This window comes from Streptomyces aidingensis (genome assembly GCF_900112355.1).
GTDB classification, from domain to species: Bacteria; Actinomycetota; Actinomycetes; order Streptomycetales; family Streptomycetaceae; genus Streptomyces; species Streptomyces aidingensis.
In genome coordinates, this window is record NZ_FOLM01000002.1 from 15,681 (window position 1) to 32,231 (window position 16,551).

14 protein-coding genes are annotated in these 16,551 nt (G+C 73.9%); 7 read left to right on the top strand and 7 right to left on the bottom strand.

All coding sequences use genetic code 11. The features are described 5' to 3' along the window. Window positions 1-125 precede the first annotated feature (125 nt). Complete coding sequence (locus BM242_RS04595) at window positions 126-389, bottom strand: WhiB family transcriptional regulator (RefSeq protein ID WP_093837366.1); 264 nt, start codon at window positions 387-389, stop codon at window positions 126-128. 618 nt (window positions 390-1,007) lie between these two features. On the opposite strand from BM242_RS04595, the gene cofD reads away from it, so the two are divergent. Both cofD and BM242_RS04605 read left to right on the top strand, forming a co-directional pair. Further along, entirely contained in the window at window positions 1,008-1,973 is a 966-nt protein-coding gene (cofD, locus tag BM242_RS29795) for a 2-phospho-L-lactate transferase (RefSeq protein ID WP_093837367.1), read from the top strand. Continuing rightward, complete coding sequence (locus tag BM242_RS04605) at window positions 1,970-3,385, top strand: coenzyme F420-0:L-glutamate ligase (protein WP_093837368.1); 1,416 nt, start codon at window positions 1,970-1,972, stop codon at window positions 3,383-3,385. The genes cofD and BM242_RS04605 overlap by 4 nt, the downstream gene beginning before the upstream one ends. 12 nt (window positions 3,386-3,397) lie before the next feature. On the opposite strand, the gene BM242_RS04610 is transcribed toward BM242_RS04605, so the two are convergent. After that, complete coding sequence (locus BM242_RS04610; RefSeq protein WP_093837369.1) at window positions 3,398-4,948, bottom strand: LCP family protein; 1,551 nt, start codon at window positions 4,946-4,948, stop codon at window positions 3,398-3,400. A gap of 260 nt (window positions 4,949-5,208) precedes the next feature. Here BM242_RS04610 and BM242_RS04615 point away from each other — a divergent pair, with 260 nt between their 5' ends. Then, a complete protein-coding gene (locus tag BM242_RS04615) occupies window positions 5,209-6,240 on the top strand; it encodes a glycosyltransferase family 2 protein (protein WP_281254667.1) in 1,032 nt (343 codons plus the stop codon). Window positions 6,241-6,302: 62 nt separating this feature from the next. Here the strand turns inward: BM242_RS04615 and BM242_RS04620 are convergent, their stop codons facing one another. The 3 genes from BM242_RS04620 to BM242_RS04630 form a co-directional block, all read right to left on the bottom strand. After that, window positions 6,303-8,057 carry an LCP family protein gene (locus tag BM242_RS04620; protein ID WP_139238258.1) on the bottom strand — a complete coding sequence of 585 codons (1,755 nt, stop codon included), beginning with the start codon at window positions 8,055-8,057 and terminating at the stop codon, window positions 6,303-6,305. Window positions 8,058-8,238: 181 nt separating this feature from the next. Next, window positions 8,239-10,074 (bottom strand): LCP family protein, encoded by a 1,836-nt coding sequence (locus BM242_RS04625; protein WP_093837371.1) that lies wholly within the window; start codon window positions 10,072-10,074, stop codon window positions 8,239-8,241. Between the two features lie 185 nt (window positions 10,075-10,259). Next, window positions 10,260-11,015 carry a TIGR03089 family protein gene (locus BM242_RS04630; RefSeq protein ID WP_093837372.1) on the bottom strand — a complete coding sequence of 252 codons (756 nt, stop codon included), beginning with the start codon at window positions 11,013-11,015 and terminating at the stop codon, window positions 10,260-10,262. A gap of 127 nt (window positions 11,016-11,142) precedes the next feature. Here BM242_RS04630 and BM242_RS04635 point away from each other — a divergent pair, with 127 nt between their 5' ends. Beyond that, window positions 11,143-12,351, top strand: coding sequence for a peptidoglycan recognition protein family protein (locus tag BM242_RS04635; protein ID WP_093837373.1), 1,209 nt, complete (start codon window positions 11,143-11,145; stop codon window positions 12,349-12,351). Then, complete coding sequence (locus BM242_RS04640) at window positions 12,267-13,295, top strand: DNA-3-methyladenine glycosylase family protein (RefSeq protein WP_425443815.1); 1,029 nt, start codon at window positions 12,267-12,269, stop codon at window positions 13,293-13,295. The genes BM242_RS04635 and BM242_RS04640 overlap by 85 nt, the downstream gene beginning before the upstream one ends. Window positions 13,296-13,318: 23 nt before the next feature. Here the strand turns inward: BM242_RS04640 and BM242_RS04645 are convergent, their stop codons facing one another. Beyond that, window positions 13,319-13,867 carry an acyl-CoA thioesterase gene (locus tag BM242_RS04645; RefSeq protein ID WP_093837375.1) on the bottom strand — a complete coding sequence of 183 codons (549 nt, stop codon included), beginning with the start codon at window positions 13,865-13,867 and terminating at the stop codon, window positions 13,319-13,321. 116 nt (window positions 13,868-13,983) lie between these two features. On the opposite strand from BM242_RS04645, the gene BM242_RS04650 reads away from it, so the two are divergent. Then, window positions 13,984-15,243, top strand: a complete 1,260-nt coding sequence (locus tag BM242_RS04650; RefSeq protein WP_093837376.1) for an LCP family protein — start codon at window positions 13,984-13,986, stop codon at window positions 15,241-15,243. 94 nt (window positions 15,244-15,337) lie between these two features. Here BM242_RS04650 and BM242_RS04655 read toward each other — a convergent pair whose 3' ends face one another. Beyond that, on the bottom strand, window positions 15,338-15,709 hold the full coding sequence (locus BM242_RS04655; RefSeq protein WP_093837377.1) for a VOC family protein: 372 nt from the start codon (window positions 15,707-15,709) through the stop codon (window positions 15,338-15,340). Window positions 15,710-15,898: 189 nt separating this feature from the next. Here BM242_RS04655 and BM242_RS04660 point away from each other — a divergent pair, with 189 nt between their 5' ends. Beyond that, entirely contained in the window at window positions 15,899-16,486 is a 588-nt protein-coding gene (locus BM242_RS04660; RefSeq protein WP_093837378.1) for a CGNR zinc finger domain-containing protein, read from the top strand. The last annotated feature ends 65 nt before the right edge of the window (window positions 16,487-16,551 follow it).

The following is a 16,551-nucleotide window of genomic DNA, read 5'->3' on the forward strand; positions in this document are numbered from 1 at the left end:
CCCCGGCTTCGCTTCGGTGGCGTCGGACAGCGAACCACACTAGCGCCCCGCACCGTCAGCACCTCCGCCGTCCACAGGACGGGCGCCCCACCGCCCGGCGGCGGCCCCCGGGAGGCGGGCCGCGGCTAGACGGCGGCCTTCTTCAGCCGGCGGCGTTCGCGCTCGGACAGCCCGCCCCAGATGCCGAAGCGTTCGTCGTTGGCGAGGGCGTACTCAAGGCATTCGGAACGCACTTCGCAGGCGAGGCAGACCTTCTTGGCCTCCCTGGTGGAGCCGCCCTTCTCCGGGAAGAAGGACTCGGGGTCGGTCTGGGCGCACAGGGCGCGTTCCTGCCATCCGAGTTCCTCTGCACCGTCCAGGTCCAGCAGTTGATGGAACATCTCGGCCATCGCGCCCCTCGCCTCCTGTACGTCCCCGTGATGTCGTCGTTATCAATTCCACTCGAACGACACGAGTGAAATTACAAGTGCGGTGATCCGGACCAGTCAAGCCGCGATCTGCTATTGACGCGATGTTTCACCCTCCGAGCCCACAGTCATGTCAATAATGTACAAATCACCACAAGCCCTGACCGTGCTTCCGACAGGATCCCGGCATTTCGCCCGGCCGCCGGCGCCCTCTCCCTGGAAGACGTCTCGAACGCCGGTGGCGTTCCCGGGCCTCCGGGCGAGCGAACCCGATCACGGTGGGATCACGGATCCGCAACGCCGCCCGCCGCCGCCGGCCGCCAGGGGCGGCACGGCTGAGGCCCGCTTGTCCGCTCCCCGGAGGCATAAACCTTCCTTCCACAGATTCCACCGGATGCGGTGAAACAGTGACGGAGCGGGCGCTGCGGGTTGACGGGCTGACGGGCTGACGGGCTGACAACGAAGACGCGGGCGCTCCCGGCTCGCCGCCGCGCCCGGAACGCCGCAGTCCGCACACCGCCGGACGCGCCGCCGGACGCACCGGACACCCCGGGACACCCCGGACACCGGAGTGTCACCGCCTGCTGACAGACTGAACCCATGCGACGCATCGTGGTTCTGGCCGGCGGCATCGGCGGCGCCCGCTTCCTGCGCGGCCTGAGACCGGCCGCTCCGGATGCCGAGATCACCGTGATCGGCAACACCGGGGACGACATCCATCTCTTCGGGCTGAAGATCTGCCCGGACCTGGACACCGTGATGTACACCCTCGGGGGCGGCATCCACGAGGAGCAGGGCTGGGGCCGGGCGGACGAGAGCTTCGCCGTCCGGGAGGAACTCGCCGCCTACGGCGTGGAGCCGACATGGTTCGGTCTGGGCGACCGGGACATCGCCACCCATATCGTGCGCACCCAGATGCTGGGGGCCGGCTATCCGCTCAGCGCGGTCACCGAGGCGCTGTGCGCCCGCTGGCAACCGGGCGTGAAGCTGCTGCCGATGACGGACGACCGGGTCGAGACCCATGTGGTGATCGACGCCCCGGACGGCGGCCGGCGGGCGGTGCACTTCCAGGAGTACTGGGTGCGGCTGCGGGCCGCGGTCCCGGCCCACGGAATCGTGCCGGTCGGGGCCGAGACGGCCGCGCCCGCGCCCGGGGTGCTCCAGGCGCTGGCCGAGGCCGATGTGATCCTCTTCCCGCCGTCGAATCCCGTGGTCAGCATCGGGACGATCCTGTCCGTGCCGGGCATCCGGGAGGCGGTGGCCGGAGCGGCGGCACCGGTGGTCGGCCTGTCCCCGCTGATCGGCGGGGCCCCGGTGCGCGGCATGGCGGACAAGGTGCTGGCGGCCATCGGGGTGGCCGCCGACACCGCCGCCGTGGCCCGGCACTACGGCCCGGAGCTGCTGGACGGCTGGCTGGTCGCCCCCCAGGACGCCGACGCCGTCCCGGAGGTGGAGAAGGCGGGCATCCGCTGCCGGGCGGTGCCGCTGCTGATGTCCGACCGGCAGGCGGCCACCGCCATGGCCGGACAGGCCCTGGAGCTGGCCGAGGAGGTGCGCGCGGCATGACGCGGCAGACGACGGCCAGGGACGCGGCTCAGGCGGCGTTCGAGGCGTGGGCGGTGCCCGGCATCCCCGAGGTGCAGCCGGGGGACGACATCGCCAAGCTGATCGCCGCGGCCGTCTCCGGCCCCGGCGCCCGGCCGCTGGCGGACGGGGACGTGGTGCTGGTCACCTCCAAGATCGTCAGCAAGGCGGAGGGCCGGCTGGTGCCGGCCGAGGACCGCGAGGCCGCCATCGACGCGGAGAGCGTGCGGGTGGTCGCCCGCTACGGCCGGACCAGGATCGTGGAGTCCCGGCACGGCTTTGTGATGGCCGCCGCCGGGGTGGACAACTCCAACACCCCGCCCGGCACCGTGCTGCTGCTGCCGGTCGACCCGGACGCCTCGGCCGCGCGCATCCGGGAAGGGCTGGCCGAGCTGCTCGGGGTGCGAACCGGGGTGGTGCTCACCGACACCTTCGGCCGGCCCTGGCGGCTGGGGCAGACGGATGTGGCGATCGGCGCGGCCGGCCTGCGGGTGCTGGACGACCTGCGCGGCGGCACCGATTCCTACGGCAATCCGCTGGGGGTGACCATGACCGCGCTGGCCGACGAGCTGGCGGCGGCGGCCGATCTGGTCAAGGGCAAGACCGGGGGCCTGCCGGTGGCCGTGGTCCGCGGCCTGGCCGGCCGGGTGATGCCGTCCGCGCCCCCGGCCGGCGGAGCGGCCGGAACGGAGGGAGCGGACGGGGCGGACGGAGCGGACGGGGCGCGGGCGGCGGCGGGAACGGCCCGGGATCTGATCCGGCCGTCCGGGACGGACATGTTCCGGCTGGGCACCTCGGAGGCGGTTCGGGAGGCCGTCACCCTGCGGCGCACGGTGCGGGAGTTCACCGGTCAGCCGGTGGATCCGGCCGCGGTACGGCGGGCGGTCGCCGCCGCGGTGACGGCGCCCGCGCCGCACCACACCACCCCGTGGCGGTTCGTGCTGCTGGAGTCGGAGGGCGCCCGCACCCGGCTGCTGGACGCCATGCGGGAGGCGTGGATCGCCGATCTGCGGGCGGACGGCCGCGGCGAGGAGAGCATCGCCCGGCGGCTGCGGCGCGGCGAGGTGCTGCGGCGGGCGCCGTATCTGGTGGTGCCCTGCCTGGCCGCCGAGGGCGCGCACCGCTACCCGGACGCGCGGCGGCAGACCGCGGAGCGGGAGATGTTCGTGGTGGCGGCCGGCGCGGGGGTGCAGAACTTCCTGGTGGCGCTGGCCGGTGAGGGCCTCGGCTCGGCCTGGGTGTCCTCCACCATGTTCTGCCGCGATGTGGTGCGGGCGGAGCTGGAGCTGCCGGCCGGATGGGATCCGATGGGCGCGGTCGCCATCGGCTTTCCCGCCGCGCCGCCCGCACCCCGCCCGGCCCGCCCGGCCGATGCCTTTGTCGAGATTCGCTGACCGGCGGCGGCGTCAGGGGCAGGAGATCTGGTCGCCGGTGGCGGCGGCATAGCCGCCGCCCTGCCAGGCGCCGGAGTCGATCGGCGTTCTGGCGTCCCGCACCGGCTGGACCCGCTCGTGCTGCTCGCCCAGGGTGACGGTCAGCTCCCGGCCCTGGCCCTCGGCCTCCCGCAGCCGGGCACCGGGCAGCGCCGCCTGAAGGGTCAGCGCCTCGCCCCGGCGGGCCGGGTCGTGGGTGATGACGGTGTGGGTCTGGAGCCGGCCCGCGGCCCGCTCACCGCCAGAGGCGTCCGCGGCGGCGAAGCCGGTCTCCGTCAGCTCCTCGGCGACCTGCTTGCCCAGCTCGGCGCGGGCGCTGGCGTTCTCCACCCGGACCCGGATCCCGCCCGGCGGGATGTCCACCGGCACCACCCCCGAGGGCCCCCCGTCCCCGCCGTCCCCGCCGTCACCTCCGCTGCCGCCGCTGCCGTCGCTCTCCCCGGGGGGCTCGCCGCCGTCCTCGGTCTTCTGCCCGTTCTCCTGGCCGGCGGGCCGGGGGGCCAGCGGGCGGTCCTCGCGGAGCGCGCGGAAGAGGCGGTCCGCGGCAGGCTGTTCCCAGGCCAGCGCCGAGTCGCCGATCTCCCCGATGGGCACCGTGGTGAACTCCGCCGAGGACGGGCCGAAGCCGTGCAGGGCACGCACCAGCTCGATCATCTCCTCGGCGCCGAATCCCGGATCCACCCGCACCGAATCCAGCAGCACCTCCGCCGTCCGCCGCAGCTTTCCGGGATCGAGCAGCACCTCGGCGCTGACCGCCTTGTCGATCAGCGCGGCCACGAACCGCTGCTGGCGCTGCATCCGGCCGAAGTCCGCGGAGGCGTCCACATTCCTGCTGCGCACATACTGGAGGGCCTCGCCGCCGTTCAGGGTGGAGGTGCCCGGCGAGAGGTCGAGGCCGGTCTTGTCGTCCTTCAGGGCCCGCACCGTGCACACCTCCACCCCGCCCAGTTCGTCCACGGTGCGCATGAAGCTGACGAAGTTGACCTCGACATAGTGGTCCACCCGCAGCCCGGTCATGTCCTCCACGGTGCGCACCATGAGCTGGGGGCCGCCGTGCGAGAGCGCGGCATTGAGCTTGTCCGGGTGGGCCTCGTGCCGCTCGCCGGTCGGGGCGAACTCGTGGGCGGGCAGTTCGGCCCGGGAGTCCCGGGGGAGGCTGATCACGCTGGCCCGCTTCCCGTCCGCGGAGAGATGCACCAGCATGATGGTGTCCGCGCAGTTGCAGGACACCCGGCCGAGGTGGTACTTGGCCAGGTCCTCGACGGGGATGCCCTCCCGGCTGTCGCTGCCGATGAGCAGGATGTTCAGGCCCGCGCCGCCCTCCGGCCGGTCGTCCAGGCCGCTGAACGGGTCCACCCGCCGCACGCTGTCCTCCACCCCGCGGACCATGGCATGTCCCACTCCGCCGGTGATCAGCACCAGGGCGGCGGCGGTGGTGGCCAGCCGCAGCCCCCAGCGCGGCCGGGGGGCGGGCCGCGGTGCGCGGCCCCGGGGCGGTCGGGGTCGGCTGGCGGGTGCGGGCATGCGAGGCACCTCCGCGGGTCCGGCGGGCTGCCACGGTAGACACAGCGGTGCCGGGCCCGCCCGGCCGAACCGCCGCCCGGTACGGGCCGGTACCCGGGCGGCGCAACGGACTGCGCCGTTCGCGGTACCGTGACCCCGTGAGCAGCGACTCCCCCACTCCGTCTTCGTCGTCGTCCTCGTCGTCGTCCTCGTCGTCGTCGTCCTCGTCCCAGGCGTCCCCGGCGCCGTCACCGGCCCCGGCCGGGGCGCCGGCGGTCTCGGTGATCATGCCGGTGCTCAACGAGGAGCGGCATCTGCGCAGTGCGGTCGAGCACATCCTGCGCCAGGAGTACGCCGGCGATCTGGAGATCGTGATCGCGCTGGGCCCGTCCACCGACCGGACCGACGAGATCGCCGCCGAGCTGGTGGCCGAGACCGCCGGGCGCTCCTGGGGCCGGGTGATCACCGTGCCGAACCCGGGCGGCCGGACGCCCTCCGGGCTGAACGCGGCGATCCGGGCGTCCCGCCATCCGGTGGTGGTGCGGGTGGACGGGCACGGCATGCTGTCACCCGGCTATATCGCCACCGCGGTGCGGCTGCTGGCCGAGACCGGGGCGGCGAACGTCGGCGGGATCATGCACGCCGAGGGCGAGACCGACTGGGAGCGGGCCGTGGCCGCCGCCATGACCTCGCGGATCGGCGTGGGCAACGCCGCCTTCCACACCGGCGGTGAGGCGGGCGAGGCGCAGACCGTCTATCTGGGCGTGTTCCGGCGCGAGGTGCTGGAGGAGCAGGGCGGCTACAACGAGGAGTTCGTCCGGGCCCAGGACTGGGAGCTGAACTTCCGCATCCGGCAGGCGGGCGGGCTGATCTGGTTCTCGCCGCAGCTCCGGGTGGACTACCGGCCGCGGCCCACGGTGCGCGCGCTGGCCCGGCAGTACAAGGACTACGGGCGGTGGCGCCGGGTGGTGGCGCGCTATCACCGCGGCTCGATCAATCCGCGCTATCTGGCGCCGCCGGCCGCGCTGCTGGCGATGGCCGCCGGTCTGGTGGCGGGGGTCACGGTGACGCCGTGGGGGCTGGTGGTCCCGGCCGGTTATCTGGCCGCCATCACCGCGGGCTCGCTGCCGGCCGGCAAGGGCCTGCCGGCCGCCGCCCGGGTGCGGGTCCCGGTGGCGCTGGCCACCATGCATCTGAGCTGGGGCTGGGGCTTTCTGACCAGCCCGCGCAAGCTGGCCCGGCGGGTGCGGGCCAGCGCCCGGCCGGCCCCGGCCCGCACCGACGGAACCGACCGCGCCGGCGCACACCGCTGACCGGCCGGGCTCCGGCCCGGGCCCCGGCAATGTGCCGGGGCCCGGGCCGGAGCCCGGCGGAATCAGAAGGTGTAGGCGGGGTTGACCTCCATGCATTCGGAGGTGTCGTCGCCCTCCACGGCCCTGGAGGTGTCCAGCGCGGTGTCCTCCTCCCCCGTACCGCCGCCGCCGGAACTCCCGCCGGTGGAGCCGCCGTCCGTCTCCCCCGCCGGGTGTCTGTCGCCCTCCCGCCAGTCGGAGCCGACGATGAGCTCGATGCTCTCGGCGCTGGGTGAGATCTTGATCTGCCGTGCCGGCAGCCCGATGGCCTCGGCGATTTCCTCGGCGTTGGCCCGGGCCTTCGGATCGTCGGCCGGGTAGGACAGCGTGGTGCTGTCCTGGGAGGTTCCGTTGACGTCCACCACGGCCCGGGTGAAGCCGTGGCCGGCCAGCACATCGGTGATGGCGGCGGCCCGGCCGTCGACCGGCCCCAGGGAGACCGAATCGGTGCCGTTGCGCACCGAGACCTCGATGGTGTCCCGGGGGTCGGGCTCGGCCTCGGCGGTCTCGGTCGGTCCGGGCGATCCGGTGCCGTCGCCGCCGCCGTTGTCCTGCTTCGGCTTGCGGTTGGCCTCGTCCAGCGCCACGTCCTCGCGGACCAGGGCGAAGAGTTCCTCGGACGGGCCGGGGTCCGGGACCAGCCAGGCCTCGGGGTTGGAGGGCGCGGGCAGCACCGGCAGGGTCATCATGGTGATGCCCCCGGTGGGCACGTTGCGCAGATCCTCGGCCAGGTCGTAGAGCTTGGTGACGGTGCCCAGGGCGGTGTCCACGGTGAGCGCCTTGGTGGCCGCCTGGGCCAGGGTGTTGAGCTTGCCCGGATCGGTCAGCTTGGCGCCCGCCTGGAGCTCGCGGACCATGGAGGCCAGATACATCTGCTGGGCCTTGGTGCGCCCGGTGTCGCTGCCGTCGCCGAAGCCGTAGCGGGTGCGCAGCCACTGCAGGGCCTGCTCGCCCTGGATGGTGTGGTCGCCCTCGGTGAGTTCCAGCCCGGACTTGGGGTCGCGCACATTGGCGTCCACGCAGACCGGCACCCCGCCGACGGCGTCGGCCATGTCCACCACCCCGGCGAAGTCGATCATCATGAAGTGATCGATCGGAATGCCCGTCAGTTCCTCCCAGGTGGCCACGGTGCAGCCGGGGCCGCCGTGCTGGATGGACAGGTTGATCTGGGTGTCCGGGGTCTCCGGGTAGACGGTGCCGGTGTCCGGGTCGGTGCATTTGGGGATGGTGACCAGGGTGTCCCGGGGGATGGATATCACCGTGGCGTTGCTGCGGTCGGCGGCGACATGGAGCAGCAGCTGCACATCGGCCCGGGGCGGGTCACCGGCGGTTTCGTGGGCACCGCCGAGCCGGAGGTTCTCCGCGGAGTCCCGGGCGTCCGAGCCCAGCAGCAGGATGTTCATCGGGGTCTGCCCGGCCGCGTTGGGCTCGGGCCTGGCCAGCTTGTTGTCACCGAGGTTGAGTTCGTCCTTGGTGATGTTGTCGTTGAGGCTGTCGATGTAGAGCCAGCCGGCCACGCCGATGCCGAGGACCAGCAGGGCCAGGGTGGCGGCGACGCCGATCAGCACCTTGGCCCAGCGCGGGCGTTTTCGCCGTCTGGCCCGGTGGCCGGGCCCGCCGCCCGCGGCGGCCCGGCGGCGCGCCGCCCGTCCGCCGCCGCCGGGCACCGCGCCGTCACCGTCACCGGCGCCGCCCGGGCCCCTGCCGGGGACGGTGAGCGGGACGGTGCTGGGGTCGTCGGCGTGGTCCTGCGGCGGCGCACCGCCCTGGTACGGCATGCTGTGGCGGTCGGTCTCGCCGCCCCCGTGGTTCCGGCTGTCGTCCCGGCCGAGGTTTCCGGCGTGGCGCGACGGGGCCGTGGGACGCCGATCGTCTTCGGGTATACCGGTCCGGCGCACGGTTGGCTCCCCCCGTTGTCTAGGGTCTATGGGTTCGGCCGCCGCCCCCAGACGGCCCCGCTCAGCCGGCGCAGACGTCCTCGTCGGCCGCTGTCACGGTGTCCACATCGGCCGGCTTCTCGGCCGGCACCTCGATGGGCTTGCCCACTTCCTCGAAGTCGTCTCCCAGGGTCAGCACCATGGGCGTATCTCCGGCGTCCTCCGAGGTTTGCTTCATAGCATTCTTGGGCAGGCCCATGAGTTCGGCAAGTGTGGCCGCCATGCCCGCCTGATCCGGGCCGGATTCCAGGGTGGTGGCCGCCTGCGGCGCGGGGGCGTTGCCGGCGTTGGTGGCCAGCGCCGCGCCGTGGGTGACCTGGAGCCACTGGAGTACGGACTGGGCGGCGCCGTTGATGCTGCCGCCGTTGTAGATGTCCACCCGCACCTCGGCGACGGGCACCGGGTCCGGTTCGGCGGACTGCCCGCCGCCGCTCTCGCCGCCCTCGGCCGGCTCCTTGTCGCCCTTGGCCTCCTTCTCGGCGGCGGTGAAGGACTTGTCCTCCTGGAGCATCTTGAAGACGGGCAGCGCGCGCGCCTCGTCCAGGACCACCGTCACCTTGACCTCCTCGGCCGGGTTGTCCAGCACCGGGACGGTGAGGAAGGTGATGTCCTTGACGGGAACCCGGGAGAGGTCCTCGGCCAGCGACTTGAGCTTGTCGATGGTGCCGATCGCGGTGTCCACGGTGAGCGCCTTGGTGGCGGCGTCGGCGAGGTTCCAGAGTTTGCCCGGATCGGTCAGATCGTCCTTGATCTCCCGGGCGAGCGAACCGAGGAACTGCTGCTGGAGCTTGATCCGGCTCAGATCGCTGCCGGTGCCCACGGTGCTGCGGGTCCGCACAAAGGCCAGCGCCTCCTCGCCCTCCAGCACATGGTCACCGGCCGGCAGATTGAGATGTGACTTGGGGTCGTTGATGTCCTTGGACAGACACACCGGGACGCCGCCCACCACGCTGGAGAGCGTCTTGACGGCGTTGAAGTCCACCATCATGAAGTGATTGACGGTCACGCCGGTCAGCTGCTCCACGGTCTTCCAGGTGCAGCCGGGGTCGCGGCCGTCCACGCCGAGGCTCTCGTTGAACCGCACCTGGGTGCTGCCCGGGACGGTGACCGTGCCGCCGCCCTCCTGGACGGTCTCGCAGTCCGGGATGTCCACGATCATGTCGCGCGGGATGGAGAGCGCGGTGGCGTGCGTCCGGTCCTTGCCGAAGTGCAGCAGGATGGTGACGTCGGCATGGCCCGCGCTGCCCTCGTCGCCGTAGCCCCCGTTGCCCTCGCCGGTGCGCTGGTCGGTGCCGATCAGCAGGATGTTGACCGGCTCGTCCCTCTTGGCCGGGCTGTTGGCGTGCGGCACCTCGACCTTGTCGATGTTGTCGTTGAGATGGTCGTAGGCGAGGTACACCGCGGTGCACGCGGTGATCAGCAGCAGCGCCAGGGTGCCGCCGGCCCAGGCCAGGGCCTTCTTCTTGCTCTTCTTCCGGGGCCGGCGGCGGCTGCGCGGTGCGCCGGTGCCCCGCTGCGGCGGGACGCCGCGGTCGCCGGCGCGGGGCGGGCGGCGGTCCTCGCCGTCCACCGGGCGCCGCTGGCGGGGCGGGGCGGTACGGCTGCGGTCACCCGTCCGGCGGGCGGCGGCCCGGGACGGCGCCGCGGCGGCGGTGGCCGCCGGGCGGGTACCGGTGCGCCGGTCACCGCCGGCGCCCGCCGGAGAGGTGCCGGGGCCCGGGGTGCGTCCGGCGCCGGGCCGGGTGCCGGACGGACGGGAGCCGGGCAGCCGCAGCTCATAGCTGCCGGTGTCCGGGTTGAAAACCCACTGATCCGCGGGGTCGATCTCCCCGGCACCCCCACGTCCCTGTGCGCTCACCTGCCTGCGTGCCCTCCGTGAGTTCCCTGAGGATTCAGACGGCCCACAGTAGTCTCCCGGTTCCCGGGGAGGCGATGCCGGGGATGTATTCCGGATCTCAACAAGAGAATTCTGTCCCGTTATCAGGCTATTCGCTGGTGTTAACTATCCGTGTCCTGGCCGCACTGGCGTGCGACCCGCTGGCGTCAGGCGTCGGCGACATGGGTGATGCGTTCGTCGGCCACCCGGCGCTCCAGCACCGCGGGGTCCGGCTCCGCCCCGGGACGGCACAGCACCACCGAACCGCCCGCGGCCAGCGGGGCGTACAGCCCGGCGGAGAGCCCGGCCCAGCCGTCCCACGCCAGGCCGGACAGCACCCGGCTGCCGGGGCCCAGACCGCGGCGCCGGGCATCGGCCCCGGCCCGCTCCAGCAGTTCCCGGCCGGTGAAGCCGGCGCCGGCCACCACCAGCGCCGGGTCGTCCGGCCCCGGCTCCTCGTACGGTTCGAAGTGGTCGCCCTGGCCCGGCACGGCCACCGCATAGTCCAGGAAGCCCTCGGGCGGCTGCGGGAAGCGGGCCCCGAGCGGACGCAGGCTGAGCGCCACCCGGTCGCCCGGGCAGGCGCGGGCCTCCGCCAGCCGGTCCGGGCCGGCCACCGCCAGATCGGCGGCGGCCGGATCACCGCCGATCTCGGCGACCACGCCGGTGGCGGCGCAGGCCAGCAGCCAGGCGGCGGTCTGCCAGTGGGCGGGCAGCAGCAGGGCGAGCCGGGCGCCGGGCTCGGCGCCGAGCTCGTCCTGGAGCAGATTGGCGGTCTTGGCCACCCAATTGGCCAGGGTGGCGGCGGAGAGTTCGACGCGCTCCCCCGTGCTGTCGTCGTAGTAGGTCACCAGGGGACGGCCGGGGTCTGCGGCAAGCGCGGAACGCAGCAGGTCGGCGGGGGTGGCTTCGGTGGGATTCATCGGCGTCAGAGTATGTCAGCAGACGTTGCCGGCAGCGCCGCCCGGGATACATCCGGGCTCCGGAAGAATGCGCGGAGAGGGATACTCCCGCTGGCCGGTTCCGTCCGGTTCTGCCCATGATCGCGGCATGCGTGCACTGGTCATCTCTGCTCTGCGGGCCTTCTGCGGCACCGTCTGCGGGGCGGCACTGGTCGTCTGCACCGGGCCGGCCGCCGCGATCGCGCGGGCGCATCCGCCGCCCCCGGCCGAGGCCGGGCAGGAGGCCGGGGCGCGCCCCGGCGCGGCCGGGAGCGTCCGGGCGCTGCCGCTGCGGCCACGGGCGGCGGCCGGGCCGGTGACCGAGACCGGGCCGTTCTCGCTGCTCGGCATCGTCTGGCCGGACGCCGGGCAGGAGCTGCGCGCCGAGGCATGGGTGCGGACCCGTTCGGCGGCGACCGGCGAATGGTCCGGCTGGCACCGGCTCGAAGGCCATCCCGATCACGGCCCCGATCACGCGGTCGGTCACGAGTCCGGTCACGAGTCCGGTCACGGGGCGGCGGAGCGGGCGGCGGAAGCGGTGCGCGGCGGGACGGCGCCGCTGTGGACCGGCCCGTCGGACGCGGTGCAGGTGCGGCTGGCCGCGGCGCCGGGGCTGCCGCACGGGCTGCGGCTGGCGCTGGTCGATCCCGGCGAGGGCCCGGCACCGGCCGGGACGGCCGCCGGTGCGCCGCAGCCGCGCGGTGCGGCGGCGCCCATGCCGCAGATCACCAGCCGGGCGGGCTGGAACGCGGACGAGAGCCGGCGGGAGGCGGAGTTCGTCTATACCGAATCGGTGAAGACGGTGTTTGTGCACCACACCGAGACCGGCAACGGCTATGACTGCGCCGAGGCCCCGGCCGTGGTCCGCAGCATCTACCGCTACCACACCGAGGGCCTGGGCTGGCGGGACATCGGCTACAACTTCCTGGTGGACAAGTGCGGCACCCTGTACGAGGGCCGGGCCGGCGGGGTGGACCTGCCGGTGCGGGGCGCGCACACCCTGGGCTTCAATCACAACAGCGCGGGCGTGGCGGTGATCGGCACCTTCATGGACCAGGAGGTGCCGCCGCCGGCCGCGGACGCGGTGGCGCGGCTCGCCGCGTGGAAGCTGCGCATGTACGGCGGCGACCCGGCCGGCACCCGGGAGCGGACCTCCACCGGCGGCAAGTACCCCGCGGGCACCGTGGTGCGGCTGCACACCGTCTCCGGCCACCGTGACGGCACCCACACCGACTGCCCGGGCGACCGCCTCTACGCGCAGCTCCCCGCCATCCGCACCGCCGCCGCGGCCATCCGCCGGCCGGCCGCCGGGCGGTAGCGTGTGCCCTCGTGCTGGAGAGAGAGTGGACCCCGCCCGGACCGTACGACCTGCGCCGCAGTGTGGGGGTGCTGCGGCGCGGACCGTACGATCCCGCCTTCCGGGTGGACCGGCGGGGCGCCGTCTGGCGGGCCACCCGCACCCCGCACGGCCCGGCCACCCTGCGGCTGGCGCAGCTCCGCCCCCGGGTCACCGCCGCCGCCTGGGGCCCCGGCGCCCCCTGGCTGCTGGACCGGCTGCCGGTGCTGCTCGGCGCCGGTGACCGCCCCGAGGAGTTCACCGCCCACCACGGCCCGGTCGCCGAGGCGCACCGCCGTCACCCCGGCCTGCGGCTGATCCGCACCGGGCGGGTGCTGGAGGCGCTGATCCCCTCCGTCCTGGAGCAGAAGATCACCACCGAGGAGGCGTACCGCGCCTGGCGGCTGCTGCTGCGCCGGTTCGGCGAGCCCGCGCCCGCGCCCGCCCCCGGTACGCCGGACGCCGAGGCCATGCCGCCCGGGATGCGGGTGATGCCGGACCGCCGCACCTGGCTGTCCATACCGTCCTGGGAGTGGCACCGGGCCGGGGTGGACGGCAAGCGCTCCGCCACCGTGCTGCGCGCGGTGCGCCTGGCGCCCCGGCTGGAGCAGGCCGCCGCCATGGAGCTGCCGGACGCCCTGGCCCGCCTCCAGCTCGTGCCGGGGGTGGGTCCCTGGACCGCCGCCGAGGTGCTCCAGCGCTCCAACGGCGCGGCGGACGCGGTGACCGTGGGCGATCTGCATCTGCCCGGCATCGTGGGCCATGCCCTGGCCGGCCGGCGGGAGGCGGACGACGCCGAGATGCTGCGGCTGCTGGAGCCGTACGCCGGGCAGCGCTACCGGGCGACCCGGCTGATCCTGCTCTCCGGTGTCTCCCCGCCGCGCCGCGCGCCGCGGATGCGGCGCTGGGACATCGCCAGGCTCTGACCGGCCGGGCCGCCGGCCGCCCGTCAGGCCACGTCCAGGCCCTCGGCGATCCGGCTCTCGCGCAGTTCCCGGATGGCGCGGCGGCGGGCCAGCCGGTGGGTGCGGCGGATCTGCGCCTCCTGGCGGCGGCGCCGGTCGTCCTCGTTCTCCGGGATCACCGGCGGCACCGGGCGCGGCCTGCCCTGCTCGTCCACGGCCGCGAAGACCAGATACGCCGATCCGACATGGGTCGGCGGGGCGGACTCGTTCCACCGCTCGGCCATCACCTTGACGCCGATCTCCATCGAGGTGCGCCCGGTCCAGTTGCACTGCGCGTGCACATGCACCAGATCGCCGACCCGGACCGGCACCAGGAACACCATCTCGTCCATGGAGGCGGTGACCGCCGGGCCGCCGGAGTGGCGCCCGGCCACCGCGCCGGCCGCGTCGTCCACCAGCTTCATGACCACCCCGCCGTGCACCGTGCCCAGCAGATTGGTGTCGTTGTGGGTCATGATGTGCGACAGCGTGGTGCGGGAGGCCGCGGTGGGCTTGCCCGCGGCGGCGGTGCCGTCGGTGACGGGATCGGTCATGCCTCCACGATAGGCGGGCGGCTGCGGCCACGACCGTTCGGTCGCGATTGCATCAGCTCTGCCACATTCACCCGCACGGCCCCCGCATCCCCGTTCGGACGGGCACACTGCATTGCATGAACGACTGGCCGGAGGGATGGACCGACGACCGGGACGGCACCGGACGCGCGGGGGCGCCGCGGCCGGAGAGCCCCCGGGTCATGCGGCATGTGCAGCGCCCGGTGCCGCGGCAGCAGCCCCGGTACGGCGGTCCCGGCGACGACGGCTGGAACGAGGGGCAGGTCTACCGCGCCGCCCCGGCCGGCCCTCCGCCGCCGCCCGGCCCGCGGGAGGACGACGGCCACGGCTACGACGGGTACCGCGAGCGGCGCCGTCCCGACTGGCGCCGCCGCATCACCTGGACCGCGCTCACCCTGGTCGTGGTGCTGCTGGTCACCGTGGCCGGCACCTATCTCTGGGCCGACTCCAAACTGCGCAAGGAGGTGGATCTGGAGGCCACCGGGCTCGCCCCGGAGGGCGAGCGTCCGCCGGCCACCGACGGCACCACCTATCTGATCGTGGGCACGGACAGCCGGGAGGGCCTGTCCGCGGAGGAGCGCAGCGAACTGCACACCGGCGACACCGGCGGGAAGCGCACCGACACCATGATGATCCTGCACCGCGGCGGCAGCGGCAGCACCCTGGTCAGCCTGCCGCGCGACTCCTGGGTGACGATCCCGTCGTTCACCGGCTCGGTGAGCGGCAACCGGATACCCGAGCAGCAGAACAAGCTCAACGCCGCCTATGCGATCGAGGGCCCCGAGCTGCTGATCGCCACGGTGGAGCAGAACACCGGGCTGCGGATCGACCACTACGCCGAGATCGGCTTCGGCGGCTTCGCCGGCGTGGTGGACGCGCTGGGCGGGGTGGAGATGTGCTTCGAGGAGCCCATCAAGGACAAGAACTCCGGCGCGGACTTCGAGGCGGGCTGCCAGAAGCTGGACGGTGCCGATTCGCTGGCCTTTGTGCGGCAGCGCTACCAGGAGGCCATGGGCGACCTGGGCCGGACCAAGAACCAGCAGAAGTTCCTGGGCGCGCTGGGGGACCAGGTGGCCTCCCCGGGCACGCTGCTCAATCCGTTCCGGCTCTACCCGACCATGGGCGCCAGCCTGGACTCGCTGATCGTGGACAAGGACATGAGCGCCTGGGAGCTGTCCCAGATGTTCCTCGCGCTGCGCGGGGTGCAGGGGAAGAACGGCACCCAGATGAATGTGCCGGTGGCCAACCCCGGCTTCGCCACCGACAAGGGGTCGGCGGTGCTGTGGGACGAGGAGAAGTCCCAGCAGCTTTTCGATCAGATCCGCAACGACGAGAAGATCACCGTTACCGACGAGTAGGGCAGCGGGACGCGCGGCACGGCGGCGCCCGGACGCAACTCGCGTCCGGGCGCCGCTGTTGTGTCCGGGGCCCGGGGCCCGGGGCCCGGAAGCCTCAGAAGCAGAGGCAGAAGGGATGGCCGGCCGGGTCGGCGTAGACCCGCCAGTTGCGCTTGCCGTCGTCCCCCTCCAGCAGCCTGGCGCCGAGCGCCAGCGCCTGCTGCTCGGCCTCCGCCAGCTTCTCCCGCGGCACATCGAGGTCGAGGTGGAACTGCTGGCCGTGCTCGGTGCCCGGCCAGTCCGGCGGCCGGTGGCCCTCGGAGCGCTGGAAGGCCAGCACCTGCCCCTGCGGGCCCTTGAGTTCCACCCACTCGTTCTCACCCGGCTCGCCGTCCGTCTGCCAGCCGAGGACGGCGCCGTAGAAGCCGGCGAGGGCACGGGGGTCGGGACAGTCCAGGGCGACGGCGCCCAGGGTGGCGATGGCCATGTTTCCTCCACAGGTGTGCGGACACTCGGTTCCGTCCGGTCGCGCGGCGGTCTCGCCCGCCATGGCGACGGCGGCGGTGCGGCTCCCGGCCGCCCCCGCCGAAAGCAACCGCAAGAACGGGTCAACAGGTAACCGTTACCTCATGATGGCCTGTTACCGGTAACCGCGCAAGGGGGTTACCGTTTCAGCGTGGGAGACACGACCGCGCCCGCCGGCCTGGCCCTCGTCCAGGAGCTGATCAACACGCTCGACGTGGAATCCGGCAACGACGCCCTGTCCTGCCCGGAGGGCATCGCCGCCTTCTCCCTGCGGCACGGTCTTGCTCTGGCCCAGGCCGACCTGTCCGGCGTGCGGCGGCTGCGCGAGGCGCTGCGCGAGGTCTGCCGCGCCCACACCGGCACCGATCTGGACGCCGGCACGGCCGCCACGCTGCACCGGATGCTCACGGCCGCCCCCCTGGTGCTGCGGCTGGACCGGGCCGGCCGCGCCGCGCTGGTTCCCGCCGACACGCTGACCGGGCTGCCCGCGCTGACCGCCCGGCTGGCCGCCGCCATCGCCGTGGCCGAGGCCGAGGGCACCTGGCAGCGGCTCAAGGCGTGCGAGGCCGAGGACTGCCAGTGGGCGTACTACGACCGCAGCCCGGCCGGGCGGCGGCGCTGGTGCTCCATGCAGACCTGCGGCAGCCGGGCCAAGATGCGCACCTACCGGGCGCGCCGCCGCGGCGCCGCCCCGGGCGAGGCGCCCGCCGACGGGCGGGACGAGGCCCCGCTCCGCTGACCCCGGCGCCGCTGACCCCCTGCGCCTGATCCCCGCACCTGATCCCCGCGCCCGCCCGTGCGCGG

Excerpts from the sequence above, each read along its gene's own strand:
- BM242_RS04595 (WP_093837366.1), bottom strand. The coding sequence starts at position 389 with ATGGCCGAGATGTTCCATCAACTGCTGGACCTGGACGGTGCAGAGGAA.
- cofD (WP_093837367.1), top strand. The coding sequence starts at position 1,008 with ATGCGACGCATCGTGGTTCTGGCCGGCGGCATCGGCGGCGCCCGCTTC.
- BM242_RS04605 (WP_093837368.1), top strand. The coding sequence starts at position 1,970 with ATGACGCGGCAGACGACGGCCAGGGACGCGGCTCAGGCGGCGTTCGAG.
- BM242_RS04610 (WP_093837369.1), bottom strand. The coding sequence starts at position 4,948 with ATGCCCGCACCCGCCAGCCGACCCCGACCGCCCCGGGGCCGCGCACCG.
- BM242_RS04620 (WP_139238258.1), bottom strand. The coding sequence starts at position 8,057 with ATGCCGTACCAGGGCGGTGCGCCGCCGCAGGACCACGCCGACGACCCC.
- BM242_RS04630 (WP_093837372.1), bottom strand. The coding sequence starts at position 11,015 with ATGAATCCCACCGAAGCCACCCCCGCCGACCTGCTGCGTTCCGCGCTT.
- BM242_RS04635 (WP_093837373.1), top strand. The coding sequence starts at position 11,143 with ATGCGTGCACTGGTCATCTCTGCTCTGCGGGCCTTCTGCGGCACCGTC.
- BM242_RS04645 (WP_093837375.1), bottom strand. The coding sequence starts at position 13,867 with ATGACCGATCCCGTCACCGACGGCACCGCCGCCGCGGGCAAGCCCACC.
- BM242_RS04650 (WP_093837376.1), top strand. The coding sequence starts at position 13,984 with ATGAACGACTGGCCGGAGGGATGGACCGACGACCGGGACGGCACCGGA.
- BM242_RS04655 (WP_093837377.1), bottom strand. The coding sequence starts at position 15,709 with ATGGCCATCGCCACCCTGGGCGCCGTCGCCCTGGACTGTCCCGACCCC.